Annotated in this window: 27 protein-coding genes; 18 read left to right on the forward strand and 9 right to left on the reverse strand. The window is 62.6% G+C overall.

Annotated features, from left to right (window positions below):
- Nucleotides 1–9: 9 nt before the first annotated feature.
- The 3 genes from BUA36_RS14310 to rsmA are packed head-to-tail and all read left to right on the forward strand — an operon-like array spanning nt 10 to nt 3,329.
- Nucleotides 10–1,476 (forward strand): peptidylprolyl isomerase, encoded by a 1,467-nt coding sequence (locus BUA36_RS14310; RefSeq protein WP_072785627.1) that lies wholly within the window; start codon nt 10–12, stop codon nt 1,474–1,476.
- Nucleotides 1,477–1,527: 51 nt separating this feature from the next.
- The gene (gene pdxA, locus BUA36_RS14315) at nt 1,528–2,562 is read left to right on the forward strand and encodes a 4-hydroxythreonine-4-phosphate dehydrogenase PdxA (RefSeq protein WP_229255711.1); all 1,035 of its coding nucleotides are present in this window, start codon (nt 1,528–1,530) and stop codon (nt 2,560–2,562) included.
- Complete coding sequence (rsmA, locus tag BUA36_RS14320; RefSeq protein WP_072785630.1) at nt 2,559–3,329, forward strand: 16S rRNA (adenine(1518)-N(6)/adenine(1519)-N(6))-dimethyltransferase RsmA; 771 nt, start codon at nt 2,559–2,561, stop codon at nt 3,327–3,329. The genes pdxA and rsmA overlap by 4 nt, the downstream gene beginning before the upstream one ends.
- A 160-nt stretch (nt 3,330–3,489) precedes the next feature.
- Here rsmA and BUA36_RS14325 read toward each other — a convergent pair whose 3' ends face one another.
- The 3 genes from BUA36_RS14325 to BUA36_RS14335 all read right to left on the reverse strand — a co-directional run bounded on the left by BUA36_RS14325 (nt 3,490) and on the right by BUA36_RS14335 (nt 6,282).
- Nucleotides 3,490–4,122: a hypothetical protein gene (locus tag BUA36_RS14325; protein ID WP_072785632.1), complete on the reverse strand. Its 633-nt coding sequence runs from the start codon at nt 4,120–4,122 to the stop codon at nt 3,490–3,492.
- Between the two features lie 34 nt (nt 4,123–4,156).
- A complete protein-coding gene (locus tag BUA36_RS14330) occupies nt 4,157–4,753 on the reverse strand; it encodes a DUF3237 domain-containing protein (RefSeq protein WP_072785635.1) in 597 nt (198 codons plus the stop codon).
- A 131-nt stretch (nt 4,754–4,884) separates the two neighbouring features.
- Nucleotides 4,885–6,282, reverse strand: coding sequence for a metallophosphoesterase family protein (locus BUA36_RS14335; RefSeq protein ID WP_072785637.1), 1,398 nt, complete (start codon nt 6,280–6,282; stop codon nt 4,885–4,887).
- Between the two features lie 76 nt (nt 6,283–6,358).
- Between BUA36_RS14335 and BUA36_RS14340 the strand changes: the two genes are divergently transcribed.
- Nucleotides 6,359–7,066 (forward strand): HAD family hydrolase, encoded by a 708-nt coding sequence (locus BUA36_RS14340; protein ID WP_072785639.1) that lies wholly within the window; start codon nt 6,359–6,361, stop codon nt 7,064–7,066.
- A gap of 48 nt (nt 7,067–7,114) precedes the next feature.
- Nucleotides 7,115–8,131, forward strand: a complete 1,017-nt coding sequence (gene hrcA, locus BUA36_RS14345; protein ID WP_072785641.1) for a heat-inducible transcriptional repressor HrcA — start codon at nt 7,115–7,117, stop codon at nt 8,129–8,131.
- A gap of 31 nt (nt 8,132–8,162) precedes the next feature.
- Here hrcA and fur read toward each other — a convergent pair whose 3' ends face one another.
- Nucleotides 8,163–8,591, reverse strand: coding sequence for a ferric iron uptake transcriptional regulator (fur, locus tag BUA36_RS14350; RefSeq protein WP_072785643.1), 429 nt, complete (start codon nt 8,589–8,591; stop codon nt 8,163–8,165).
- A gap of 197 nt (nt 8,592–8,788) precedes the next feature.
- Here fur and BUA36_RS14355 point away from each other — a divergent pair, with 197 nt between their 5' ends.
- Genes BUA36_RS14355 through BUA36_RS14375 form a run of 5 tightly spaced genes read left to right on the forward strand, consistent with a single transcriptional unit; the run spans nt 8,789 to nt 11,672 of the window.
- Nucleotides 8,789–9,430: an outer membrane protein assembly factor BamE gene (locus BUA36_RS14355; protein WP_072785645.1), complete on the forward strand. Its 642-nt coding sequence runs from the start codon at nt 8,789–8,791 to the stop codon at nt 9,428–9,430.
- 16 nt (nt 9,431–9,446) lie between these two features.
- Entirely contained in the window at nt 9,447–10,253 is an 807-nt protein-coding gene (dapB, locus tag BUA36_RS14360; RefSeq protein WP_072785647.1) for a 4-hydroxy-tetrahydrodipicolinate reductase, read from the forward strand.
- Nucleotides 10,250–10,915: a MotA/TolQ/ExbB proton channel family protein gene (locus BUA36_RS14365; protein ID WP_072785649.1), complete on the forward strand. Its 666-nt coding sequence runs from the start codon at nt 10,250–10,252 to the stop codon at nt 10,913–10,915. The genes dapB and BUA36_RS14365 overlap by 4 nt, the downstream gene beginning before the upstream one ends.
- Nucleotides 10,916–10,919: 4 nt before the next feature.
- On the forward strand, nt 10,920–11,345 hold the full coding sequence (locus BUA36_RS14370) for an ExbD/TolR family protein (protein WP_072785651.1): 426 nt from the start codon (nt 10,920–10,922) through the stop codon (nt 11,343–11,345).
- A complete protein-coding gene (locus tag BUA36_RS14375) occupies nt 11,346–11,672 on the forward strand; it encodes a barstar family protein (RefSeq protein WP_072785653.1) in 327 nt (108 codons plus the stop codon).
- On the opposite strand, the gene map is transcribed toward BUA36_RS14375, so the two are convergent.
- The 5 genes from map to BUA36_RS14400 all read right to left on the reverse strand — a co-directional run bounded on the left by map (nt 11,653) and on the right by BUA36_RS14400 (nt 15,363).
- Nucleotides 11,653–12,507, reverse strand: coding sequence for a type I methionyl aminopeptidase (gene map, locus BUA36_RS14380; RefSeq protein WP_072785655.1), 855 nt, complete (start codon nt 12,505–12,507; stop codon nt 11,653–11,655). The genes BUA36_RS14375 and map overlap by 20 nt on opposite strands.
- 61 nt (nt 12,508–12,568) lie before the next feature.
- On the reverse strand, nt 12,569–13,300 hold the full coding sequence (locus BUA36_RS14385; protein ID WP_139260563.1) for a hypothetical protein: 732 nt from the start codon (nt 13,298–13,300) through the stop codon (nt 12,569–12,571).
- A 34-nt stretch (nt 13,301–13,334) separates the two neighbouring features.
- Nucleotides 13,335–13,943, reverse strand: a complete 609-nt coding sequence (locus BUA36_RS14390; RefSeq protein ID WP_072785660.1) for a hypothetical protein — start codon at nt 13,941–13,943, stop codon at nt 13,335–13,337.
- A gap of 142 nt (nt 13,944–14,085) precedes the next feature.
- The gene (locus BUA36_RS14395; RefSeq protein ID WP_072785662.1) at nt 14,086–14,451 is read right to left on the reverse strand and encodes a VOC family protein; all 366 of its coding nucleotides are present in this window, start codon (nt 14,449–14,451) and stop codon (nt 14,086–14,088) included.
- Between the two features lie 54 nt (nt 14,452–14,505).
- A complete protein-coding gene (locus BUA36_RS14400; RefSeq protein WP_229255712.1) occupies nt 14,506–15,363 on the reverse strand; it encodes a helix-turn-helix domain-containing protein in 858 nt (285 codons plus the stop codon).
- 25 nt (nt 15,364–15,388) lie between these two features.
- On the opposite strand from BUA36_RS14400, the gene leuS reads away from it, so the two are divergent.
- From leuS to BUA36_RS14440, 8 genes are all read left to right on the forward strand, one after another.
- Nucleotides 15,389–18,013: a leucine--tRNA ligase gene (leuS, locus tag BUA36_RS14405; RefSeq protein WP_072785666.1), complete on the forward strand. Its 2,625-nt coding sequence runs from the start codon at nt 15,389–15,391 to the stop codon at nt 18,011–18,013.
- A gap of 11 nt (nt 18,014–18,024) precedes the next feature.
- Nucleotides 18,025–18,645 (forward strand): LPS-assembly lipoprotein LptE, encoded by a 621-nt coding sequence (locus tag BUA36_RS14410; protein WP_072785667.1) that lies wholly within the window; start codon nt 18,025–18,027, stop codon nt 18,643–18,645.
- Between the two features lie 9 nt (nt 18,646–18,654).
- Nucleotides 18,655–19,671: a DNA polymerase III subunit delta gene (gene holA, locus BUA36_RS14415; RefSeq protein WP_072785670.1), complete on the forward strand. Its 1,017-nt coding sequence runs from the start codon at nt 18,655–18,657 to the stop codon at nt 19,669–19,671.
- 20 nt (nt 19,672–19,691) lie between these two features.
- Nucleotides 19,692–20,963, forward strand: coding sequence for a glutamate-5-semialdehyde dehydrogenase (locus BUA36_RS14420; protein ID WP_072785673.1), 1,272 nt, complete (start codon nt 19,692–19,694; stop codon nt 20,961–20,963).
- An 8-nt stretch (nt 20,964–20,971) separates the two neighbouring features.
- Complete coding sequence (locus BUA36_RS14425; protein WP_072785675.1) at nt 20,972–21,394, forward strand: CopD family protein; 423 nt, start codon at nt 20,972–20,974, stop codon at nt 21,392–21,394.
- A gap of 10 nt (nt 21,395–21,404) precedes the next feature.
- Entirely contained in the window at nt 21,405–22,019 is a 615-nt protein-coding gene (locus tag BUA36_RS14430; RefSeq protein WP_072785677.1) for a 2-hydroxychromene-2-carboxylate isomerase, read from the forward strand.
- A 58-nt stretch (nt 22,020–22,077) separates the two neighbouring features.
- On the forward strand, nt 22,078–23,280 hold the full coding sequence (locus BUA36_RS14435; protein ID WP_371851452.1) for a THUMP domain-containing class I SAM-dependent RNA methyltransferase: 1,203 nt from the start codon (nt 22,078–22,080) through the stop codon (nt 23,278–23,280).
- A 99-nt stretch (nt 23,281–23,379) separates the two neighbouring features.
- On the forward strand, nt 23,380–24,651 hold the full coding sequence (locus tag BUA36_RS14440) for a multidrug effflux MFS transporter (protein ID WP_072785682.1): 1,272 nt from the start codon (nt 23,380–23,382) through the stop codon (nt 24,649–24,651).
- Nucleotides 24,652–24,857 lie beyond the last annotated feature (206 nt).

The raw sequence follows: 24,857 nt of genomic DNA on the forward strand, positions 1-24,857 counted from the left end.
CGTTCTACCATGCGTAATGCCAGTAAGTACCAGATGAAAGTCCTCGCAGTCCTGTTGTGCACGGCCGCGCTCAGCGGTTGCAGCCTGTTCTCGTCGAAGAAAAAAGCCGAAGCGCCCACCGCGCCTGCCGCTACGGCGGCCGCACCGGCTGCTGACGCCAAACCTGCTGCCAAAAAAGAGGCCACCGCCGGCTTTATTCCGCCTGGCGAAACGGGCAATGTCTCGGTGGACTCGATCGTGGTGGTGGTCAATGACGACGTCATCACCCAGCGCGAACTGGATAACCGCATCAAGACCGTGACCGCCCGCATGAAGGCGCAGAACGTGCAGATGCCGTCGGCCGCCGACCTGCGCCGCCAACTGCTGGAGCGCATGATTGTCGAACGTTCGCAGCTGCAGATGGCCAAGGAATTTGGCGTGCGCGTGGACGACCTGCAACTGGACCGCGCCATTCAGCGTATCGCCGAAGCGCAGAAGCTGACCGTGCAGGACCTGCGCAACCAGATGGAAAAGGATGGCACGCCGTATGCGGCCTTCCGCGAAGAGATCCGCGAAGAGATCATCATGCAGCGTCTGCGCGAGCATGAGGTGGATGCCAAGATCCAGATTTCCGACGCCGAGGTGGACAGCTTCGTGGCGGCTGAAAAAGCCGCTGCCGCCGAGCAGTTTGAAGTCAATATCTCGCAGATCATGATACGCATTCCGGACAACGCCACGGCGGAAGTGATCGCCCAGCGCCGCGCCCGCGCCGAAGAAGTGATGCGCCAGCTGCGCACCGGCGCCGACTTCGCCAAGATGGCGGCGACCTACTCGGACGCCAGCGATGCGCTGCAGGGCGGCGTGGTGGGCTGGCGTCAGCCCGAGCGTCTGCCGCCGGTGTTTGCCGAAGCGCTGTCCAAGCTGAAAGCGGGCCAGGTGACGCCGATCATCAAGAGCACCGGCGCGTTCCACATCCTGAAGGCGGTGGACCGCCGCAGCCTGGCCGAGGCGCAAGCCGTGGCCGCAGTGCAGCAGACCCACGCGCGCCACATCCTGATCAAGGTCACGCCGGCCATGAGTGCGGCGGACGCCAAGCGCAAGCTGCTGGACCTGAAGGAGCGTCTGGACAACAACGCCGCCAAGTTTGAAGACCTGGCGCGCCTGGTCTCGAACGATGGTTCGGCGGCCAAGGGCGGCGATCTGGGCTGGCTCTATCCCGGCGACATCGTGCCGGAATTCGAAACGGCCATGAACAACCTGAAAATCGGCGAAATCAGCCAGCCGGTGGAAACCAGCTTCGGCCTGCACCTGATCCAGGTGCTGGAACGTAAGAGCGACGACGTCTCGAAAGAGCGCGAGCGCAACAACGCGCGCCAGGCGCTGCGGGACCGCAAACTGGAAGAAGCCACCGAAAGCTGGCAGCGTGAAGTCCGCGACCGCGCCTACGTTGAGTACCGCAACGAAGACGACAAGGCCGCCAACGCCGCCAACAAGTAACAAGAAAGGGGAGCACACTTGAGCGCCACTTCACCTCAACGGCGCCCGGGAGTGCGCCCTGCTATTGCCGTCACCATCGGCGAACCGGCCGGCATCGGCCCGGAAATCTCGATCCGCGCGGCCTGGGCGCGGCGGCACGAAGTCAATTGCGTGCTGCTGGGCGATGCCGCCTTCCTGGCCATGACGGCCGCCGAGATCGACCCCGCGATCCGCCTGTCCTCGCTGTCGCTGATGGCGGTGCGCAATGGCGGCCTGCCGCACTTTGGCGCCGACCGCATCAGCGTGATCGACGTGCCGCTGGACGCCCACGTGGTGCCGGGCCGGCTGGACAAGGAAAACGGCCGCGCCGTGCTGGCCACGCTGGACGCCGCGATTGAAGGCGTGCAGGCCGGCTGGTTCGAGGCCGTGGTCACGGCGCCGCTGCAAAAGAGCACCATCAACGACGCCGGCGTCAAGTTCTCCGGCCATACCGAATACTTCGCGGAAAAGACCGGCGCCGGGCAGGTGGTGATGATGCTGGCCGGCCCACAAGCCGGTTCCGGCGACGCGCTGCGCGTGGCGTTGGCGACCACGCACCTGCCGTTGAAACAGGTATCGGCGGCGCTGACCCTGGACGGGCTGGCGCGCGTGCTGGACATCATCGATGCCGACCTGCGCCACAAGTTCGGCATCGCCCGCCCGCGCATCCTGGTGTGCGGCCTGAACCCGCATGCGGGCGAGGGCGGCTATCTGGGGCGCGAAGAGATCGACACCATCACGCCGGCCATCGCGGCGGCGCAGGCGCGCGGCATCGACGCGGCGGGGCCATATCCGGCCGACACGCTGTTCCAGCCCAAGTACCTGCAAGGCGCCGACTGCGTGCTGGCCATGTACCACGACCAGGGCTTGCCGGTGTTGAAGTACGCCACCTTTGGCCATGGCGTCAACATTACGCTGGGCCTGCCGCTGATCCGCACCTCGGTCGATCACGGCACGGCGCTGGACCTGGCCGCGCAAGGCCTGGGCCAGGCCGACTGCGGCAGCATGGAGCAGGCCATCAGCGCCGCGCTGGCCATGGCAAATAATTCTTTGGACAATAAAAAATGAAACAACACGTAGCCCGCAAACGCTTCGGCCAAAACTTCCTGCATGACCAGCATGTGCTGGGCAGCATTACCGAATCCATCAACCCGCAGCCTGGCGACACCATGGTCGAAATCGGCCCCGGCCTGGCGGCCATGACCGACCAGCTGCTGCGCTCGCTGAAGCACATGCACGTGGTGGAGCTGGACCGCGACCTGGTGGCGCGGCTGGAAAAAGCCTATCCGCGCGACAGGCTGACCGTGCATTCCGGCGACGCGCTGAAGTTTGACTTTGGCGCCATCCCGGTGCCGGAGGGCGACAAGCTGCGCATCGTCGGCAACCTGCCATACAACATTTCCAGCCCGCTGCTGTTCCACCTGGCGACGTTTGCCACGCGCGTGCAGGACCAGCACTTCATGCTGCAAAAAGAGGTGGTGGAGCGCATGGTGGCAGAGCCGGGCAGCAAGGTCTATGGCCGCCTGTCGGTGATGCTGCAATGGCGCTATGACATGTCGCTGCTGTTCGTGGTGCCGCCGGAAGCGTTCGATCCGCCGCCCAAGGTGGATTCGGCCATCGTCCGCATGATCCCGATTGCCAATCCGCTGCCGTGCGACCAGGCCAAGCTGGAAGCCGTGGTGCAGAAAGCCTTCTCGCAGCGCCGTAAAGTCATCCGTAACTGCCTGAGCGGCATGTTCACCGAAGAACAGATCATCGCTGCCGGCATCACGCCCACCGACCGTCCGGAAGCCGTGGGCCTGGCCCAGTACGTGGCGCTGGCCAACCTGCTGTAACTTTTCCTCAAGACAAAAAAAAGCCCGCTAAAGCTAGCGGGCTGAATCCATTTCCTTTGCAAGAAGTGGAGGAGACAAGTGCAGTATGCTGCGTTACAGCATATATTGCTACTTTATTTTCCAAATATCAATTATTTGGAAAACATATATCTCATCCCTCTTAGCCGGAGGTTGCCGGTGCCTGGGTGCAGTTGACCAGGACGTTGCTGACCGGGCTGTTTGGCATCACGCCGGTGCCATTGGTGACGGTGCAGATCAGATTGTTTTTCGGATCCTGCACGGTCACGCCGTAAGCCTGGCCGGTGTAGACGGCAATGCCGAACGCAAAGTCGCCGGTGCCATTGGTGGTCGCATCGCTGCTGATGGCGATGGCGCCGCCGGTCGAGCCGTTCAGCAGCGTCACGGTACGTGCCGCCTTGGTCACCGGGTCAGGCGTCAGGCCGGTGATCTGGCCGCTCAGGATGTAGCTGTTCTGGACGCAGGTCACCAGCGCCTGGATGGTGACGGTGTGGCCGGCCGAACCCTGGCCGCCTGCCACGCTGCACTGCATATTGTCAGGATTTTTCTGTACCACGATGTTGTAGTCGGTGCCGTAGTCGATTTGCTTGGGAAACGCAAACGTGGTGGCGGCCACCGGCACCGAGACGGTATCACCGCCGTTGGCCAGGACCAGGCCGGTGCTATTGACGTTGACCGCCGAGCCTTGCACCGTAAATTGCGCTTTGCCGCCGCAAGCGGCCAGAACAGCAGTCAGCGCCAGCGCAGCAGCGGTGCATACATACGAAAATTTCATCTAATTCTCCAGAGTGTTTGAACGGTGCCGCAGCTTAATTGCACCTGACGATCAGGCCCAGCGCATCGCCGCTTGGCATCGTGCCTGGGTTGTTACTCGGATCCACCGCGCAGGTCTGGCCGGTCGGCTGGGTCAGCACCGAGGCGCCGAACAGCGAGCCATCCGCCACTTTGGTCGGGAATACGAAGCTGACATCCGCGCCAGCGGTGGCTGGTGGGTCGATCCGCACCAGATCCGAACCGTTGGCCACCACCAGGCCCGCGCCTTTCAGGCCTTTGACCGAGCCGCCAAGGGTGTAGGGATTGGTAACGCAGGTGACCGTCACATACACGTTATAGCCGTTGGCCTTGTTGACGTTGTTGGCCAGCGTGCACTTGGCGCCGGCAGGCGGGGTATCGATTTCAACGTCGAACTGCTCGTCGGTCGCCAGCAGCTTGGTGAACACGAACGTGCTGGTATTGGGTTCGATAGGCAGCTTTTCGCCATTGCCTTTATTGATCAGCACCAGGCCGGTCTTGGTCAGACCGTTAACCGAGCCGGACAGCGCGAGGCTACCGTTGTTGCCGCCGCAGGCGCTCAGGATGACAGCACACAGCAGGGCAAGACCCGCACGCAGATACGAACTTTTCATAAAAACTCTCTCCAAAACGAATAGGCCCGGCAGCACGCACGGGAGGCAGCATATTACACGTGTGGGCCGTATTTTAGTGCATTTGGTAACTTGAAACGCTCAATGGATGTAACAGCGTGTGTCGCCCCGGTTTATTTGACCTGCGCCACCTCGCAGCGGGAGCGGCGCCCGTCGAGCTCGCAGCGGTTGCGGATGGTGCCTTGCAAATCATGCACTTCCACATGCCATTGCTGCGCGCCGCGGCGTTCCATGGTCATGAAGCCGAAGCCGTCCACCCAGGAACTGAAGTGCTCGACCACCGCGCCCGGCGCCGGCGTCACGCCTGGCGGCAAGCGTTCCGGCAGCGGCACGATGTCTTCCGAGGTGCCGGCAAACCCGGCAATGAACTGGCTCGGATGGCCGCTCGAGAAGCTGGCCTGCTGCCACAGGTGGACGTGGCCCGACAGCAGCGCCTGCACGGCGGGCGGGAAGTATTGCGGATTGACCGAGCCCATGGCCGCCTGCAGGCCGGCGTCGCCCGGCAGCAGCACGATGCTGCCGTCGGCCTTGCGGTCGGCGCCCATGCCCAGCAGCGGATGGTGGGCGATGGCGAGGTTGTTTGGCGCCTGCTGCGACAGCGCGGCCATTTTGCGGTACAGGTCCTGGTATCTGGCATAGCCGACGTCGCCCGGTTTCAGGCCTTTCCAGGTGGTGTTGGCGGTGTCCAGCACCAGCAACTGGGTGGCCTGGCCGATCCGCACCGCATACGGATCGCTGTAGTTGCCGACGTCGTCGTCGGCGGCGGCGTTGCAGTCGCGGCCCTTGAGCAGCGGGCGCGGATCAAGGAAGCGCCAGTAGCCTTGGCCGCCGCGCAGGCAGTTTTCGTGATTGCCGCGCGCCATGATCCACGGCGCCGCGTCCAGCAGCCTGGCGCCGGGCGCGAAGAAATCGGCGTCCCACGCGTCCCAGCCGTAGCCCCACGGGCTGCCGGCGCAGCCAGCGTTGCCGTCGGGGCAGGCGTTTTCGCGGTAGTGGTAGTCGCCCACGTGGATCACCAGGTCGGGCTTCCAGGCGGCCGCCTGGGCGGCAGTGGTGGCAAATGGGTATTGCTGGCTGTCGTTGCAGGCTTGCCAGCTGTTGCTGCTTTTTTGCAGGCGGCAGCCGGTGTCGCCGATAACCACGATGCGCTGCGGCTCCGCCTTCGGCAGCGGCAGTGCGCGGCCCAGCACGCTGGCGCTGGTGGTGCCGGCCGGCAGGGGCGTCTCGCAGGTCAGCAGCGGAAATTCGGCCGGTTTGGAGTCGGCCGGCGCCGAGGGCGTGGCGCGCAGCGCGATGGTCTGGGCCGGCGCGCGCAGCTGCATGGGCTGGCTGTGCTGGTTGATGACAATCGCGGGGCAGGCGGGCGCGTCGATCAGCACGCGGGCCACGGCGGCGCCGTATTCGCCCAGTACCACGTAGGAAGTGAAATCTGGTGGTGGCGACGGATTGGTGGCGGCGCAGCCGGTCAGCAGCAGGGCGATGGCCCCACGTTTCAAGGTAGATAACAGCACGGGATCTCCAGCGGAATAATCCGCATAATCTACCATGCCCTTACAATATGCTTGTTCCCCACCTTGTAGACCGATCATGACTTCACGCCGCCCCTTAGCCTTGCTGTTCGATCTGGACGATACCCTGTGGCCGATCAGCCCGGTGATTGCCGCCGCCGAAGTCAGCTGGCACGCCTGGCTGGCCGCGCATGCGCCCAGGGTGGCGCAGGCATTCAGCATTGCCGAGCTGCGCGTGCGCCGCATGGCGCTGCTGGAGCGCCGGCCCGAGCTGGTCGCCGATTTATACCAGCTGCGCCGCGAAGCGCTGGCCGAGATCTTTGCCGAGGCCGGCGAGGACCCGGTTCACATCGAAGGCTCGATGCAGCATTTTGCCGTGCAGCGCAACCGCGTGACGCCGTTTGACGATGTGTTGCCGGTATTGCCGCTGCTGCAGGGCATGCTGCGCCTGGGCGTGATCACCAATGGCAACGCCGACCTTGAAGTGATCGGCATGGACCACCATTTTGAATACCAGCTGTCCTCGTCCACGTTTGGCCGCGCCAAGCCGGACCCGGACATCTTCCGCACCGCGTGCGAGGCCATGGGCGTGGCGCCGCAGGATGCCGTCTACGTCGGCGACGACCTGCGGCTGGACGTGCAGGGCGCCCAGGGCGCCGGCCTGCGCGCGGTCTGGATGAACCGCCACGGCAGCACGGCCCATCTGGACGCGGGCGTGACGCCGGATGCGATTTGCGCCACGTTTGACGAGCTGCTGGCCTGGATACGTGGGCAGATGCAGCATTGACGTGCATAATAGGCAGAACATCTTCACCGGCAATCACTGATATTTAGTATGCAACTCGATACCCGCGCACAAACCCTGCTCAAGGCCCTGGTCGAACGCTATATCGCGGACGGCCAGCCGGTGGGCTCGCGTGCGCTCTCCAAAATCTCGGGGCTGGAGCTGTCGCCGGCCACCATCCGCAACATCATGGCGGACCTGGAAGAGCTGGGCTATGTAGCCAGCCCGCATACCTCGGCCGGCCGGGTGCCGACGCCGCGCGGCTACCGTATCTTTGTCGATACCCTGCTGACCGTGCAGCACCTCGACGAGCAGGCCGTGGGCGCGCAGCTGCGCCTGCAGTCGCCGCAGCCGCAGAAGATGATTACCAATGCGGCGCAGATGCTGTCCTCGCTGTCGCAGTTTGCCGGCGTGGTGCTGAGTCCGCGCCGCGAGTCGGTGTTCCAGCAGATCGAGTTCCTGCGCCTGGGCGAGAAGCGCATCCTGCTGGTGATCGTGGCGCCGAATGGCGATGTGCAGAACCGCCTGCTGTTGACGGATGTGGATTACAGCCCGGCGCAGCTGGTGCAGTCGGCCAATTACATCAACCAGAATTACGGCGGCCTGGCCTTTGATGAGGTGCATGCGCGCCTGCAGACGGAACTGCGCCAGCTGCGCGATGACATGGGCCGCCTGATGCAGGTGGCAGTGGAAGCGGGCAGCGAGGCGATGACGGATGACAGCGACAATATGGTCATCGCGGGTGAGCGCAACCTGCTGTCGGTCAGCGATTTGTCGTCGAATATGAGTTCACTGCGCCAGATGTTCGATATGTTCGAGCAGAAGACCGGGCTGATGCAGCTGCTCGATGTGTCGAGCAAGGCCAGCGGCGTGCAAATCTACATCGGCGGCGAATCCAGCCTGGTGCCGATGGATGAGATGAGTGTGGTGACGGCGCCGTACACGGCCAATGGCAAGATTGTCGGCACGCTGGGCGTGATCGGCCCGACGCGGATGGCCTACGAGCGCGTGATCCCGATTGTGGATATTACGGCCAAGCTGCTGTCCAACGCGCTGAGTCACAATTAAATGTGCCCCGCCTTGCCGGGCGGGGCAGGAATCAAGGACGGTGCGGGCAGGCGGTCTTGGTGCAGTTGCCGTAAATCGCCAGCGCGTGTTCGGCGATCTTGAAGCCGCGCTCCTGGGCAATCGCATGCTGGCGCTCTTCAATCGCTTCATCGTAAAACTCTTCCACGCGGCCGCAATCGACGCACACCAGGTGGTCATGGTGCGAGCCCGCGTTCAGCTCAAAGATGGCTTTGCCGGTTTCGAAGTGGTTGCGGTTCAGCAGGCCGGCCTGCTCGAACTGGGTCAGCACGCGGTAGACGGTGGCCAGGCCCACATCCATATTGTCCGCCAGCAGGATTTTGTAGACATCCTCGGCGGTCAGGTGGCGCACTTCGCTGTTCTGGAAAATATCCAGGATTTTAATGCGTGGCAGCGTGGCTTTGAGGCCGCTGGCCTTCAGATCGGTAGGATTATTACCCATGTTGGAAACTCTATAGTGTGGTTGGCGGTTAGCTAGGCGCTAGTTTAACGCACTCCGACGCTGGCCGCACCTGCTTACGGACCGGCATAAGTTTCTTGTAGGAATTTTACAGTTACAAAGAATTACCCCGTCGCGGACAGGGTGCTTTATGATATAGCGTTTTGCAGCACTTCCGCTCGACCAGATTGAGGACATTTATGCGCGTCACCCAGGCTTTTTCGCAGTCTTTGTTGCACCGTTTCACTCCTATTGCCGCCACCGCGTGCATCGCGCTGGCGCTGGGCGGCTGCGCGACCAAAACCACGCTGGGCGAGAAATCGACGGAAGTGAAAGACAGTGAGCCAACGCTGGACGCCAGCAAAGGCGCCCAGACCACCACCATCACCAAGCTGCAACGCTTCATGTGGTTCTTCTCGCCGTACCGTCCGGATATCCAGCAGGGCAACTTTGTTTCGGAAGAAATGTTGGCACAGCTGAAAGTGGGCATGACCCAGGACCAGGTGCGTTTCATCTTCGGCACCGCGCTGCTGACCGACCCGTTCCACGGCAACCGCTGGGATTACGCGTTCCGCCTGGCCAAGGGCAACGGCGAAATTACCACCAGCCGCGTGATCGTGTTCTTCAAGGATGGCAAGGTGGAGCGCTGGGAAGGCGGCAACCTGCCGACCGAGAAAGAATACATCGCCCGTATCGCCGGCCCGGCGCCGAACGCCAAGAAGGAAGCCGCGACCGAAGCGGCCCTGGCCAAGCCGGCGCCTAGCGCGCCGCTGCCGGCCGGCAGCGACAATCCCGCTGCGGCCTCGCCAGTGGGCGTGACGATCACGAACGACAAAAAATAAAAGCAAGGATGCAAGCATGACCCCAATGAACATCGCCATCGCAGGCGCCGGCGGCCGTATGGGCCGTATCCTGATCGAAGCCGTGCAGAACGCCGATGATGCGCGTCTGTCGGGCGCGCTGGACCGCGCCGGTGCGGAGCAGGCCGATGCGGCGGCTTTCCTGGGCAAGCCGGCCGGCGTGCCGGTGGCGTCGGCATTGGACCAGGGCCTGGCCGGTGCGCAGTTCCTGATCGACTTCACGCGTCCGGAAGCCACCCTCGAGCATTTGAAGTATTGCGCTGAACACGGCATCAAGCTGGTGATCGGCACCACCGGTTTTGACGAGGCGGGCAAGGCCGCCATTCTGGCCGCCGCCCAAAAAACCGCCATCGTGTTCTCGCCCAACTTTTCGGTCGGCGTCAATGTCACCATGAAGCTGCTGGAGCAGGCCGCCAAGGCGCTGTCCACCGGCTACGACATCGAAATCATCGAGGCGCACCACCGCTTCAAGGTCGATGCGCCATCGGGCACCGCACTGAAAATGGGCGAGGTGATTGCCGATGCGCTGGGCCGCGACCTCAAGGAACATGGCGTGTTCGCGCGCGAAGGCGTGACCGGCGAACGTGATCCGTCGTCGATCGGCTTTGCCACCATCCGTGGCGGCGACATCGTTGGCGACCACACCGTGCTGTTTGCCGGCATCGGCGAGCGCATCGAGATCAGCCACAAGTCCAGCAGCCGCGTGACCTACGCGCACGGCGCCCTCCGCGCCTGCCGCTTCCTGGCAGACAAACCGGCCGGCCTGTACGATATGTACGACGTGCTGGGCCTGAAAGACCAATGAACCCGGCAGCCAGCCAGTTCACCCTGAGCCGCTTCTGGGAGCAGGGGGACGCCATCAGCCACGCGGTGGCGTTGGTGCTGCTGGCGATGTCGCTGGTGAGCTGGTTCTTCATCCTGGCCAAGGCGGTTTCCTCGTGGCGCATCCGCCGCAGCGCGCCTGCGGTGCAGGCGTTCTGGGACGCGCCCAGCATGCAGGATGGCGTGGCCGCGCTGACGCTGGCCGATCCCGAACAGATTTTCCTGCCGCTGGCGCAGCAGGGCGCGGCGCAGCTGACGGCGTCGGCACGGCCATCTCTGGGGGGCGAGATGGACCGCTCGGCGCAAGCCACGCGCGTGCTGCGCGCGGCGATCCAGCGCTCCACCAACCGCCTGGAGGCGGGCCTGACGCTGCTGGCGTCGATTGGCGCCACTGCGCCGTTTGTCGGCCTGCTGGGCACGGTCTGGGGCATTTATCACGCGCTGGCCAATGTGTCTTCGCATGGCACGGTGCAGATCGACAAGGTGGCTGGCCCGGTGGGTGAGGCGCTGGTCATGACCGCCATCGGCCTGACCGTGGCGATTCCTGCGGTGCTGGCCTACAATGGTTTCAACCGCGTCAACCGGCTGACGCTGGCCGAGCTGGATGCATTTGCCCACGACCTGCATGCGTATCTGACGAAGTAAGATCATGGCCTTCGGCGCTTTCAACCATCACCGCAATCCCGGCCCGATGGCCGACATCAATGTCACGCCCATGGTGGATGTGATGCTGGTGCTGCTGGTGATTTTCATTCTGGCGGCGCCGATGTTCACCGGCTCGGTGCAGCTGGAACTGCCGAAGGCGCAAGCGCCGGCAACGCCGACGGCGCCCGCCGCGACTGTCACGCTGTCGATCGACGGCAAGGGCAAGATATTCTGGAATAACGACCTGGTGGCGCCGGATGCGCTGACCGCGCGTCTGGTGGAGGCGTCCAGGCTGGACCCGCAACCGGAACTGCAACTGCGCGCCGACAAGGACACCCGCTATGAAGTGGTGGCCCAGGTGATGGCGGCGGCGCAGAGCAATGGACTAACGAAATTGGGCTTCGTCACCGATCCCAAGGAGAAGAAATAAATGGCAACCGCAGAACTGAACGGCGCGGCGATTAAGGATTTCGACAGCTTCCACGCTGCATGCAAGACCGCCATGGGCTTCCCCGACACCTATGGCAACACCATGGATGCCTGGGTGGACTGCCTGAGCTATCTGCGCGACGACGACAGCATGAGCAAGTTCAGGCTCAAGCCCAACGAAGTGCTGGAAATCGTCATCCTGGACGCGCCGGCCATGCAGGCCGCCGTGCCGGACATTGTGGAAGAAATCACCTACTGCGTGGCTGGCCTCAACGAACGCTACGAGGACTACGGCGAAAAGCCCGCCCTCAAACTGACGCTGCGCTAGGCGCGGCGGGCGGTTCGGCGCCGGCCGGCAGCGCGTTCGGAATATGCGCCTTGGCGCCGGTCTCGCCCGGCGCCAGCGTCAGCACCTCGAAGCCGGTCTCGGTCACGCAGACCATGTGTTCCCACTGCGCCGACAGCGATTTGTCGCGCGTCTCGACGGTCCAGCCGTCGCTCAATTCCCTGGTGGCGGCCTTGCCTGCATTGATCATCGGTTCGATGGTGAACAGCATGCCCGGCTTGAGCACCATGCCCTGGCCTGGACGGCCGTAGTGCGTCACCTGCGGATCTTCGTGATACACCTGGCCGATGCCATGGCCGCAGTAATCCAGCACCACGCTGTAGCCGGCCTTTTCGGCCACGGTCTGGATCGCAAAGCCGACATCGCCCAGGGTGGCCTTCGGTTTCACGGCGCGGATGCCGGCCCACATGGCCGCATAGGTGGTTTCCACCAGCTTGCGGGTTGGCTTGCTGGGTTCGCCCACGTAGTACATGCGGCTGGTGTCGCCGTGCCAGCCATCCTTGATGACGGCGACGTCGATGTTGATGATGTCGCCATTCTTCAGTACCTCGGTGGCGGACGGAATGCCGTGGCAGACTACATGGTTGACCGAGCTGCACACGGTGGCCGGAAAGCCGCCGTAGCCGACGTTGGCGGGAATCGCCTGCTGCACGTTGACGATGTAGTCGTTGCACAGTTGGTCGAGATAAGCGGTGGTCACGCCCGCCTTGATGTGCGGGCCGATCATCGTCAGGACGTCGGCCGCCAGCTGGGCAGCGACGCGGGCCTGGGCGATTTGCTCAGGCGACTTGATCAGATTGGCGGAACGGCGTGACATGGATGACCTTTTTTACTGGATAAAGGTCGACATTTTGCCATAGACCATGGCCGGGCCGCTGCTATGGGGCGGGATTGGCCGTTGCGGCCGGCGATTCGGTGTCAGGTCCGATCAGGCCGAAATCCTTGGCGATTTCCTGGTAACGCGCCTCTGCGGCCTTTTTGTCTTCCGCTGACATGCCGGCGAACTGCAGGTCAGCGTGGTAGAGCGCCGCACGGTCGGGGTCATTGGTGAACTGCGAAAACTTGTCCCATGCCCAGGCCTCCACCAGATTGTTGTTGTCGATTTCCTTGGCGGCGATGACGGCGGCGGCATGCAGATAACCTGCCTGCATCGCGGCGTAAAAGTACTGCCTGGAGACCTCGGCAGGTGGTTTTCGGCTGTCGAAACTGGCGTCGTTGACCAACTGCGCCGCTTCATTGCTATATTGCTCGCCTAATTGCACCATTGCCGCAGCGTCGCCGTTGTGGGCCAGCTGCTGCAACTGCTTCAGGCTCATGTGGTAGTACGGTTCGGGCGTATTGTATTTGCCTTTGCGCATACGCTCGAGCCGTTCGCGGATCAAGATTTGCTGGTCAACCTTCACCGGTTCGCCGACGGCGAAGGGGTTGAGGCCCAGTGCCGCGTTCCAGCTGCGGCCCGTGGATGCGGGCTCGGACTGGTGCACGGCACGGACCTCGTCTTTGCCGGGCTCGTTAGGCGCAGCCGGCGTGTCACTGATGGCCTGCCGGGAAACGAGCACTCCCGCAATGACCAACGCTACGGTGGAGAGTGCAATTGTGGTGGATTTCATCTAGTCGCTCCCGGCGGTCATCAGTTGGTGGCAATTACATCAGGTAGCGCTTGTTGTAGGAGTCGCAGCTGCCGATCACGCCGCCTTGCTGGGCTGCAACACCTGCCGCCAGCACGCCGTTCCTTTGCACCACGTAGAACTCTTCGCAGCCGAAACCGCCGGTGATGCGGTGGGCCGCATAACGCATAGGCTGACGGTCACCGGTGCCGCGGTCGAGATGCAATTCACGGATCACGTTATAGTTGACCGGTTCACGGATGGTCAGACGGCCATCATCACCCAGCACCATGACGTAGTTACCAGTGGCGCGGCCGCCGGTTTCCGAGGTCCAGCGCCAGGTATTGCTGGCCGTATACACCACGAAATTACCATCGTCTTGTTGCACGGCATAATTGCCGCCCTTGCCGGTCGAGAAACCGGTCGGCTGGGTGCCGCCTGGTTGCTGTGCGTACAGCACCAGGTTGCCATCCGTTTGCATCGCCAGCATGTAGTTCTTGTTGATCGACTGGATATTCTGGCCCGAATTCAGTCGTACGCCAGCGCGCATGACGTTCGGGCCCAGGGTGACCACGGCTTGTGCTGATGCTACCTGGCTGGCTGCAAAGCCGGCCAGCACTGCGCCTAATACGAAAAGCTTTTTCATTGATTTCCTCTGTAGTGTCGAAGTGGAACCAGCGTTTTTTGCTCGTGAGGTAATAAAAAAGCACGATTAGCAAAAAACCATAATTAGTCTACAGACAAAATCTTTGTGGAAACTCACGAAAAGTAACAGTGCGCAGGTGACACTAAATTACTTGATTGCGGTCGAAATGCGGGTTCACGATCAGGCACAGCAGGTTGCCAAACGGGTCGGCCAGCTCCACGGTTTTAATGCTGTCGCCGACGTCCTGGATCGGGTGATGCAGCGTTGCGCCCAGGGCGGTGATGCGTGCGACTTCGGCCTCAATATCATCGACGCCCCAGTAGACCATGCTACCCGCTGTCGCTGGCTGGCCGTCAGGGATCAGGCCCAGCTCAAAGCCGCCGATGTTGAAGCCGACGTAAAAGGGCTGGTCGAAATAGGGCTGGGTATTGAATACCTGGGTGTACCACGCCTTGGCGGCAGCCAGGTCGGTGACTGGATAGGCGGCGGTGCGTAAGCCTTTGATCATGCGATGTCTCCTGTGAGGGGGTAAAAACCCCATCTTGGCACATCAGGCGGACGCTTAATTGGAAAAATGGAATCGCTCCGGCGCGCTGCCGGCGAACTCCTGGAAATCGTGGATCAGGTGCGACTGGTCGAAATAGCCGCACTCCTGTGCCAACCGGGCCCAGTCCGTTCCCGCGCTGGCGCCCAGCGCCGCTGTCGCGCGCCGGAAGCGGCAGATGCGCGCGTATAGCTTGGGCGACAGCCCGACATGGGTGCGGAACTGTGCCGCCAGATGCTGGCGCGACACCTGCAGCTGTACGGCCAGCTGCTCGACGCGTAGCGCACCAGCGCTGGCTTCCAGCGCCCGCAGCGCCTGCTGGACCAGCGCAGCGCTGCCGTTTCCGGCGGCGCTGTCCAGCCGCAGGCGGCGCAGCAACTCCCGTTCAATCAGCGCCAGCCGCGCACGCTCGGGTGCGGCGCTGTTCCAGAGCGCGTCGCCCAGGCGCCCGGCATCGCTGCGGCCCCACAGCAAGTCGATCTCCGCGCGCTGATCGGTCAACGCGTGCAGCGGCATCGCCAGGAACGGGCCTGCCATGCCCGGCTTGAAGCGCACCGCCATTGTCCGTACCGGCCGCTCGCTGGTCACCAGGATGGCGGAACGCATCATACCCACCGCAAACCCGGGCTGGCCGCTGTCCTGCCACAGGATATCCAAGCAATTATCGGGCAGCACGCGGTGCGTATGCGCCCACGCGGGCGCCTGTGCGGCCCAGACGCAGTCAACATGGGCGGCCAGCGCCGGGTGGGGAGGATATTCGCGATAGTGCATCTGACCAGTATGCCATGGCGTCCGCCGCATAGAAACGGCTGGAATGGTCATCTTCGGGGCTTGCGCGCTCAGCAGGGTAATGAAACGGTATAATGTCCGGTTCATATTCACTAATTGGCCGTCACCGATCATGCAAGATAAATATAGTCCCGCCGACGTAGAAAAAGCCGCTCAATCCCACTGGAAGGCGATCGACGCCTACAAAGCCGTCGAGAACGACCCGCGCTTCCCGAAAGGCAAGTACTACGCCTGCTCCATGCTGCCTTACCCATCGGGCAAGCTGCACATGGGCCACGTGCGCAACTATACGATCAACGACGTGATGTACCGCTATCTGCGCATGAACGGCTACAACGTGCTGATGCCGATGGGCTGGGACGCGTTTGGCATGCCGGCGGAAAATGCGGCAATGGCCAACAACGTGCCGCCCGCACAGTGGACCTATTCCAACATCGCCCACATGCGCTCGCAGATGGAGCTGATGGGCCTGGCCATCGACTGGTCGCGCGAAATGACCGCGTGCAAGCCGGAATACTACAAGTGGAACCAGTGGATGTTCCTGAAGATGCTGGAAAAAGGCATCATCTACAAAAAGACCGGTACCGTGAACTGGGACCCGATCGACCAGACCGTGCTGGCCAACGAGCAGGTCATCGACGGCAAGGGCTGGCGTTCCGGCGCGGTCATCGAGAAGCGTGAAATTCCGATGTACTACGCGCGCATCACCGACTATGCGGAAGAACTGCTGGAGCACGTTGACAGCAAGCTGCCAGGCTGGCCTGAGCGCGTGCGCATCATGCAATCGAACTGGATCGGCAAATCGACCGGCGTGCGTTTCGCGTTCCCGCACGAGATCAAGGACGCCGACGGCGCGCTGATCGGCGACGGCAAGATGTATGTATTCACCACCCGTCCGGACACCGTGATGGGCGTGACCTTCTGCGCCGTGGCGGCAGAACACCCGCTGGCCGTGCTGGCCGCGCAAACCAATCCGGCACTGGCCGCCTTCAACGCCGAGTGCAAACTGGGCTCGGTGATTGAAGCCGACATGGCGACCATGGAAAAGAAGGGCATGCCGACCGGCCTGTTCGTCACCCATCCGCTGACCGGCGCGCAAGTCGAAGTCTGGGTCGGCAACTACGTGCTGATGACCTACGGCGACGGCGCCGTGATGGGCGTGCCGGCGCACGACGAGCGCGATTTCGCCTTCGCCAAAAAATACAATCTGCCAATCAAGCAAGTCATCACCACGGCGGATGCGCCGGAATATTCGACCGACGCCTGGCAGGAATGGTATGGCGACAAGGAAGTCTCGATCGTCACCAACTCCGGCAAATACGACGGCCTGCGCTACGCCGAAGCGGTGGATGCTGTCGCCGCCGACATGGCCGCCAAGGGCCTGGGCGAGAAGAAGATCACCTTCCGCCTGCGCGACTGGGGCATCTCGCGCCAGCGCTACTGGGGCACGCCGATCCCGATGATCAACTGCGCCGATTGCGGCTCGGTGCCGGTGCCTGAAAAAGATCTGCCGGTGGTGCTGCCGGAAGACTGCGTACCGGATGGCAGCGGCAACCCGCTGAACAAGTACGAAGCGTTCCTGAAGTGCGATTGCCCGCAGTGCGGCAAACCGGCCCGCCGCGAAACCGACACCATGGATACTTTCGTGGATTCGTCGTGGTACTACATGCGCTATACCTCGCCGAACTCGAACGATGCGATGGTCGACAGCCGCAACGACTACTGGATGCCGATGGACCAGTACATCGGCGGTATCGAACACGCCGTGCTGCACCTGCTGTACGCGCGCTTCTGGACCAAGGTGATGCGCGACTTCGGCCTGGTCAAGTTTGACGAGCCATTCACCAACCTGCTGACCCAGGGCATGGTGCTGAACGAAACCTACTACCGCGAAGACGCCGCCGGCAAGAAGACCTGGTTCAATCCGGCCGACGTCGATCTGACGGTGGACGACAAGGGCCGTCCGCAAGGCGCGGTGCTGAAGGATGACGGCCAGGCCGTCAACATCGGCGGCACCGAGAAGATGTCGAAGTCGAAGAACAACGGGATCGACCCGCAAGCGCAGATCGAACAGTACGGCGCCGACACCGCGCGTCTGTTCACCATGTTCGCCTCGCCGCCAGAGCAAACGCTTGAATGGTCGGGCAGCGGCGTGGAAGGCGCGAACCGCTTCCTGCGCCGCGTGTGGGCGTTCGGCTACGCACAGCGCGAAACGATTGCCGCCGCCGGCGCACCGCTGACGGCAGCTGCCACCACCGACGCTGGCAAGACCCTGCGCCGCGAAGTGCACAAGGTGCTGCAGCAGGCCGACTACGACGTCAAACGCATCCAGTACAACACCGTGGTCTCGGCCTGCATGAAGATGCTGAACACGCTGGAGTCGGCCAAGGATGTGGAAGCGGCCGTGGTCTCGGAAGGCTACGCCATCTTCCTGCGCCTGCTGAACCCCGTCGCACCGCACATCACCCACGTGCTGTGGAAAGAGCTGGGCTATGCCGGCGACATCCTGGACGCCGCCTGGCCGCAGGTTGATCCGGCTGCGCTGGAACAGTCCGAAATCGAGATGATGATTCAGGTGAACGGCAAGCTGCGCGGCAGCGTGGTGGTGCCGAAGAGCGCCGACAAGGCGGCCATCGAAGCGGCTGCACTGGCAAATGAAGCCGTGCAGAAGTTCATCGAGGGCACGCCGAAGAAGGTGATCGTGGTGCCGGGTAAACTGGTCAACATCGTCGTTTAATCGGAATCCTCATGGCGACTACTTCGAAGTTTTTGCGCCGCGGCGCACTGTACGCGGCAGTTCTGGCCGCGTCGCTGACGGTGTCGGCGTGCGGCTTCCACCTGCGCGGCGAGGGCGGCCACTACACGCTGCCATTCCCGACCATGTATGTGGGGCTGCCGGAGTCGTCGCCGCTGGCGATTGATTTGAAGCGCAACATCCGCGCCAACGGCGGCACCACCGTGGTCAGCTCCGCCAAGGATGCGGATGGCGTGATCGAGGTCTTGTCCAATCCGGAGAAGACCAAGAGCAAGACCATTCTGTCGCTGAACAGCAATGGCCGTGTGCGTCAGTATCTGCTGACCTACAACATTGTGTTCCGCGTGCTGGACAAGCAGGGCGCTGAGCTGCTGGGACCGACGCAGCTGATGCTGACGCGTCCTATCGACTTTAACGAAACCCAGCTGCTGGCCAAGGAACAGGAAGAAGCGCTGCTGTACAAAGACATGCAGACCGACCTGGTGCAGCAGATGATGCGCCGTATCGCCGCCGTGAAAACGCCGGGCGTGTCGCTGCCGCCAGCGCCGCTGCCGGCCGACAAGCAGCCTTCGGGCCAGCCGTCGACCATTCCGCCGGCCGTGCCGATTCAGTAAAGGCGCGCGATGCAATTACGGTTGGAAGCGCTGGATGGCCATTTAACGAAATCGCTGTCGCAGCTGTATGTCATCACCAGCGACGAGCATTTGCTGGCGCTGGAAGCCGCGGACAAAATCCGCAAGACCGCGCGCGCGCAAGGCTATTCCGAGCGCGATGTGCTGACCGTGGAGCGCAGCTTCAAATGGGGCGAACTGCTGGCGGCCAATCAGGCGCTGTCGCTGTTTGGTGACAAGAAGCTTATCGAGCTGCGCATCCCGACCGGCAAGCCGGGCAAGGATGGCGGCGCGGCGCTGCAGAATTATGTAAAGGATCTGAGTCCGGACAACCTGACTTTGATCACGCTGCCCAAGCTGGATTGGCAGACGCAGAAGGCGGCCTGGGTCGCCAGTCTGCAACAAGCGGCGGTGTATATCGACATCCCGCAGGTGGAACGGGCGCATTTGCCCAATTGGATAGGCCAGCGCCTTGCCGCACAAGGGCAGAGCGCAGACCGGCAGAGCATTGATTTCATCGCGGACCGCGTGGAAGGCAATCTGCTTGCGGCCCATCAGGAGATTCAAAAACTGGCTTTGCTGCACGAGCCGGGCAAGCTGACCTACGAGCAGGTGCACGACGCGGTGCTGAATGTAGCGCGCTACGATGTGTTCAAGCTCAGTGAAGCGATGCTGGCAGGTGATCCGGCGCGTCTGGTACGCATGCTGGAAGGCCTGAAAGGCGAGGGCGAAGCGCTGCCGCTGGTGCTGTGGGCGGTGTCGGACGAAATCCGCACGCTGCTCAAGCTCAAGTCGGGCATGGCGCAAGGCCGGCCTCTGGGTGCGCTGCTCAAGGAGCACCGCATCTGGGGACCCAAGGAACGCATGATGGACCCGGCGCTGCGCCGCATTTCGCTGCCAACGCTGGAAGCGGCAATGAAGGACGCCGCGCAAGTGGACAAGATGATCAAGGGTCTGCGCGCGAAAGCGCATGCAGGCGACGCATGGGACGCCATGCTGCAATTGGCGTTGAAAGTCGCCCGCGGCTGACCCGCTCGAACGGGACAACGATGGACATCAATCAGTATATGGAACAACTGGGCCGGCAGGCGCGCAAGGCTTCGCGCGCCATGGCCCGTGCCGATAGCGCACAGCGCAACCGCGCGCTGACGCTGATCGCCGACGCAATCGAACGCGACGCCGACATCCTGCGCGCCGCCAACCAGCAAGACATGGACGCTGCTGCCGCCAACGGCCTGGCGCCGGCCATGCTGGACCGGCTGGCGCTGTCGGACAAGGCCATCGCCACCATGGTGGAAGGCCTGCGCCAGATCGTCGCATTGCCGGACCCGATCGGAGAAATCTCCGGCCTGAAATTCCGCCCGACCGGCATCCAGGTTGGCCAGATGCGCGTGCCGCTGGGCGTGATCGGCATTATTTACGAGTCGCGCCCCAACGTGACGGTGGACGCGGCGGGGCTGTGCATCAAGAGCGGCAACGCCACCATCCTGCGCGGCGGCTCGGAAGCGATCCACTGCAACCGCGCGCTGGCCAAGCTGGTCAAGGAAGGCCTGGCTGGCGCTGGCCTGCCGGAAGAGGGCGTGCAGGTCGTCGAGACTACCGACCGGGCTGCCGTTGGCGCACTGATTACGATGCCGCACTATGTGGACGTGATCGTGCCGCGCGGCGGCAAGGGCCTGATCGCGCGCCTGATGGAAGAGGCGACAGTCCCGATGATTAAGCATCTGGACGGCATCTGCCACGTCTACATCGACAGCAAGGCCGATATGAAAAAGGCGCTGGACATTGCGTTCAACGCCAAGTGCCACCGCTATGGCACCTGCAACACGATGGAGACGCTGCTGGTAGCGCGCGCGATTGCGCCGGCCGTGCTGCCGCAACTGGCCACGCTGTACGCAAGCAAGCAGGTCGAACTGCGCGCCGACGCGGAAGCAAAAGCCATTCTCGCCGCCGCCGGCTACCCGCATCTGGCCGATGCGACGGAAGAAGACTGGTCGACGGAATACCTGGCGGCGATCCTGTCGGTCAAGGTGGTCGCGGACATGGACGAGGCGATGGAGCACATCAACACCTACTCGTCCAAGCACACGGAGTCCATCATCACCGAGGACCACTCGGCCGCGATGCGCTTTTTGCGCGAGGTGGATTCGGCATCGGTGATGGTCAACGCCTCGACGCGTTTTGCGGACGGTTTTGAATATGGCCTGGGCGCGGAAATCGGCATTTCCAACGACAAGCTGCACGCACGCGGCCCGGTCGGACTGGAAGGCCTGACGTCGTTGAAATACGTGGTATTCGGCCACGGGGAAGTACGAAACTAAGGAGCGTTATGCTGTATCTCTGGGTCAAAGCACTGCACATCTTCTTCGTCATCGCCTGGATGGCCGGCGTGTTCTACCTGCCGCGCATCTTCGTCAACCTGGCGATGGAGACCGATAAAAACACCACCGCGCGCCTGCTGCTCATGGCGCGCAAGCTGTACCGGTTTTCGATGTGGCTGTCGGTGTTTGCCGTGGTGTTTGGCGCGATCCTGGTGTATCTGGCATACGGCGCGCACATGCCGGGCTGGCTGCACGCCAAGCTGACATTGGTGGTGCTGGTGATCGGTTATCACCACGCCTGCGGCGGTATCCTGAAAAAATTTGAACGTGGTGAAAACAAGCGTAGCCACAAATGGTTCCGCGTGTTTAACGAGCTGCCGGTGTTTGCGATGCTGGCGATTGTGCTGCTGGTGGTAGTCAAACCTTTCTGATCGGATTGGCATGAGCAAAGTTTGCCAGTATTTTTTCGCCGCCCATTCGCCCTGGGCTTACCTGGGGCATCAACGTTTGCTGGCCATGGCAGGCAAGCATGGCGTGCAGCTTGACATCAAGCCCTGCGATCTGGGCAAGGTGTTTGGCGTGTCGGGCGGCGTGCCGCTCGCCAAACGCGCGCCGCAGCGCCAGGCGTACCGGCTGGTGGAGTTGGCGCGCTGGTCCGAGTATCTGGGCATTCCGCTGAAACCGCAGCCGCAGTTTTTCCCGGTGTCCCCGGAACTGGCCAACAAGCTGATTGTGGCGGCGCGCTTTGCGCATGGCACGGACGTGGCCATGGCGCTGGCCGGCGCGATCATGCGCGGCTTGTGGGCCGAGGATAAGAATATCGCTGACGAGGAAACGCTGCTGCAGATCGCCGGCAGCTGCGACCTGGATGGCCGTGCGCTGCTGCAGGCGGCGGAAACCGCCGGCGTGCAGGCAGAGTACGACAGCAACACGGAGGATGCGAATGCGCTCAGCGTATTCGGTTCGCCGTGGTATGTGCTGGATGGAGAAAGCTTCTGGGGCCAGGATCGTCTGGACTTCCTGGAGCGGGCAATGAGCAATGCAATAAGCAGGTAAGCAGCGCCGCGCTCGCGGGGGCGGCGCGCTATTTTTTTAACGGACAAAAGGTACACCTATGGCATCCTTCTTTTGCCCATGCCCACGCGGCATGGAATCGGCGCTGGCCGAAGAACTGCGCGAAATCGCACAACAAAGCACCACCATGAAGGTGCACAACGAGGTGCCGGGCGGCGTGCACGCTTCCGGCGACCTCACGGATTCCTACCGCATCAACCTGCACTCGCGCATTGCGTCGCGCGTGCTGATGCGTATGGCCGCTGGCGGCTACAAGAACGAGAACGATATCTACGACCTGACCCTGGCGCAGCCATGGGAAGAGTGGTTCGGCTATGACCACACCATCCGCGTCGATCTGACGGCGGTGAAGTCGCCGCTGAAAAGCCTGGAGTTCACCACGCTGAAGATCAAGGACGCGATCTGCGACCGCTTCCTCGATCAATATAAAAAGCGTCCTTCGGTGGATACCAAGGAACCGGACATGCGTATCTTCGGCTTCGTCGACGCGCACCAGTTCATCGTGTATCTGGATACCTCGGGCGAGGCGCTGTTCAAGCGCGGCTGGCGTACCGAGATCGGCGATGCGCCGCTGCGCGAGAATCTGGCTGCGGGCCTACTGCGCGTAGCGGGCTGGAAGCCGGGCATGCCGCTGTTCGACCCGATGTGCGGCTCCGGCACCATCCTGTGCGAAGCCGCGCAGATGGTGCAGGGCGTGCCGCCGGGTGCGCGCCGCAGTTTCGCGTTCGAGAAGTTCCATGACTTTGACCCGCAGCCATGGCAGGACATGAAGGCAGCCATCAAGCCAAATCCGCTGCCGTCCGAGCCGACCATTTTCGGTTCCGATATTTCGGGCGACATGGTGGCGATGGCGCGCCATAATCTGCGCAGCGCGGGCATTCTGTTCGATGTGCCGTTGAAGCAGATCGAGGCGCAGCAGATCCAGGCGCCGACCGAGCAGCCGGGCATTCTGCTGACCAATCCACCGTACGGCGAGCGTATCGGCGTGCGTGGCGACAGCACCATGCCGCAGGATGAACTGGCCAACAGCTTCTATGCCGAATTGAGCTCGACGCTGAAGCAGCGCTTTGCCGGCTGGACGGTGTATCTGTTCACGGCGGACCTGGGCGTGCCCAAGCTGCTGCGCCTGAAAGAGTCGCGCAAGACCCCGTTCTTCAACGGTGCGCTGGAATGCCGTTTGTTCCGCTTCGATATGGTGGCCGGCTTCAACCGCCGTGAAGCCGCCAAGCCAAAAGACGCTTAACCCCGCAGGGCCACAAAAGGGTCTGACACCGTACGGGGTCAGCCCCGGTGCTTGCATCGCGGTGTGGGGTGAAAGCATGCGCCGAAAGGAAAACGATTTATGCTGCCAACACCTCCCGCCAATCTGCCCGACCAGGACACCATCGAAGACGTTCCGCCTCCGGAACCGCCACACCGCAAACCCCTGACCGCCGCCGCGCTGGCAGTCATGCTGGCCGGCCTGTCGATGATCGGTCCATTCTCGATCGACGCCTATCTGCCGGCCTTCCCGAATATCCAGGCGACGCTCCACGCCACGCCGCTGGAAGTGCAGCAAAGCCTGACCTTTTACATGCTGGCCTTTGCTGGCATGGTGCTGTGGCACGGTGCGATATCGGACGCCTTCGGCCGCCGCAATGTAATCCTGGTCTCGCTGGCCATGTTCGCCATCGGCACGCTGGGCTGTGCTGCCGCGCACACGGTCCACTATCTGTGGGTGTTCCGCATCATGCAGGGCGTGTCGGCCGGCGCCGGCGTGGTGGTGGGCCGCGCCATCATCCGCGACCTGTATGCCGACGCCGAAGCCGCGCGCCTGCTGTCGCTGGTGACCATGATCTTCTCCATCGCGCCCGCCGTGGCGCCGATACTGGGCGGCTGGATCGTCACGCTGTTCGACTGGCGCGCGATTTTCCTGTCGCTGCTGGCCTACAGCACGCTGCTGTTCATCTTCTGCTACCGGCGCCTGCCGGAGACGCTGCCGCCGGAAAAACGCCATCCGTTCAACCCGCGCTTCCTGGCGCGTAACTATGGCGAGATCCTGCGCTCGCCGCTGTTCCACTTCAAGACGGGCGTGGTGGCGCTGAACTTCGCTGGCCTGTTCATCTACATCTCGGCGGCACCCGTGTTCCTGCCGCAGGAGCTGCATCTGGGGGCGTCGCAATTCGGCTGGCTGTTCATTCCATCGGTGGGCGGAATCTTCCTCGGCGCGCTGGCGGCCAACCGCATTGCCGGGAAAATGACATTTTCGCGACAGATCGGTATTGGCTTCTGCTTCCTGCTGACGGCGTCCGCCATCAATGTGATTTACCACCTGTTCCTGCCGCCGGCGCTGCCCTGGACGGTGGCGCCGATGTTGATTTACACCTTCGGCATGTCGGTGGTCGCACCCGGGGCGACCTTGCTGGCACTGGATTTGTTCCCGCACATCCGCGGCACGGTGGCGTCCTGCCAGTCGTTCGCAGTGACGCTGCTGGGGGCGATTGTGGCCGGGGTGATTGCGCCGGTTCTATCACATTCGGCGCTGTGGTTAGCCGCAGCACAGATGGCCTTTAGTGCCTCTGCTCTCGCTTTATGGTTGACGTCGCGCCATTACCGGCGCATATTATCGCGCTAATTAGGTCGATAAACATTAACGGCAGGAAATGCACTTAGTTTAGAAAGAAATTTTTCCCGCTGTTAAGTTTGTATCAGACTTTATGATAATATAATTTTTTAAGGCAATGTTTCCTGGCCTCGAATCGGCTTGGAGACCGCATAAAATCTAACGTTGGTGGAATCTTGTCGTTGAATTCCGCCCCCTGATCGATGTCTACTGGCGGC

The sequence above is a fragment of the Duganella sacchari genome (assembly GCF_900143065.1).
Taxonomy (GTDB): Bacteria; Pseudomonadota; Gammaproteobacteria; order Burkholderiales; family Burkholderiaceae_D; genus Rugamonas; species Rugamonas sacchari.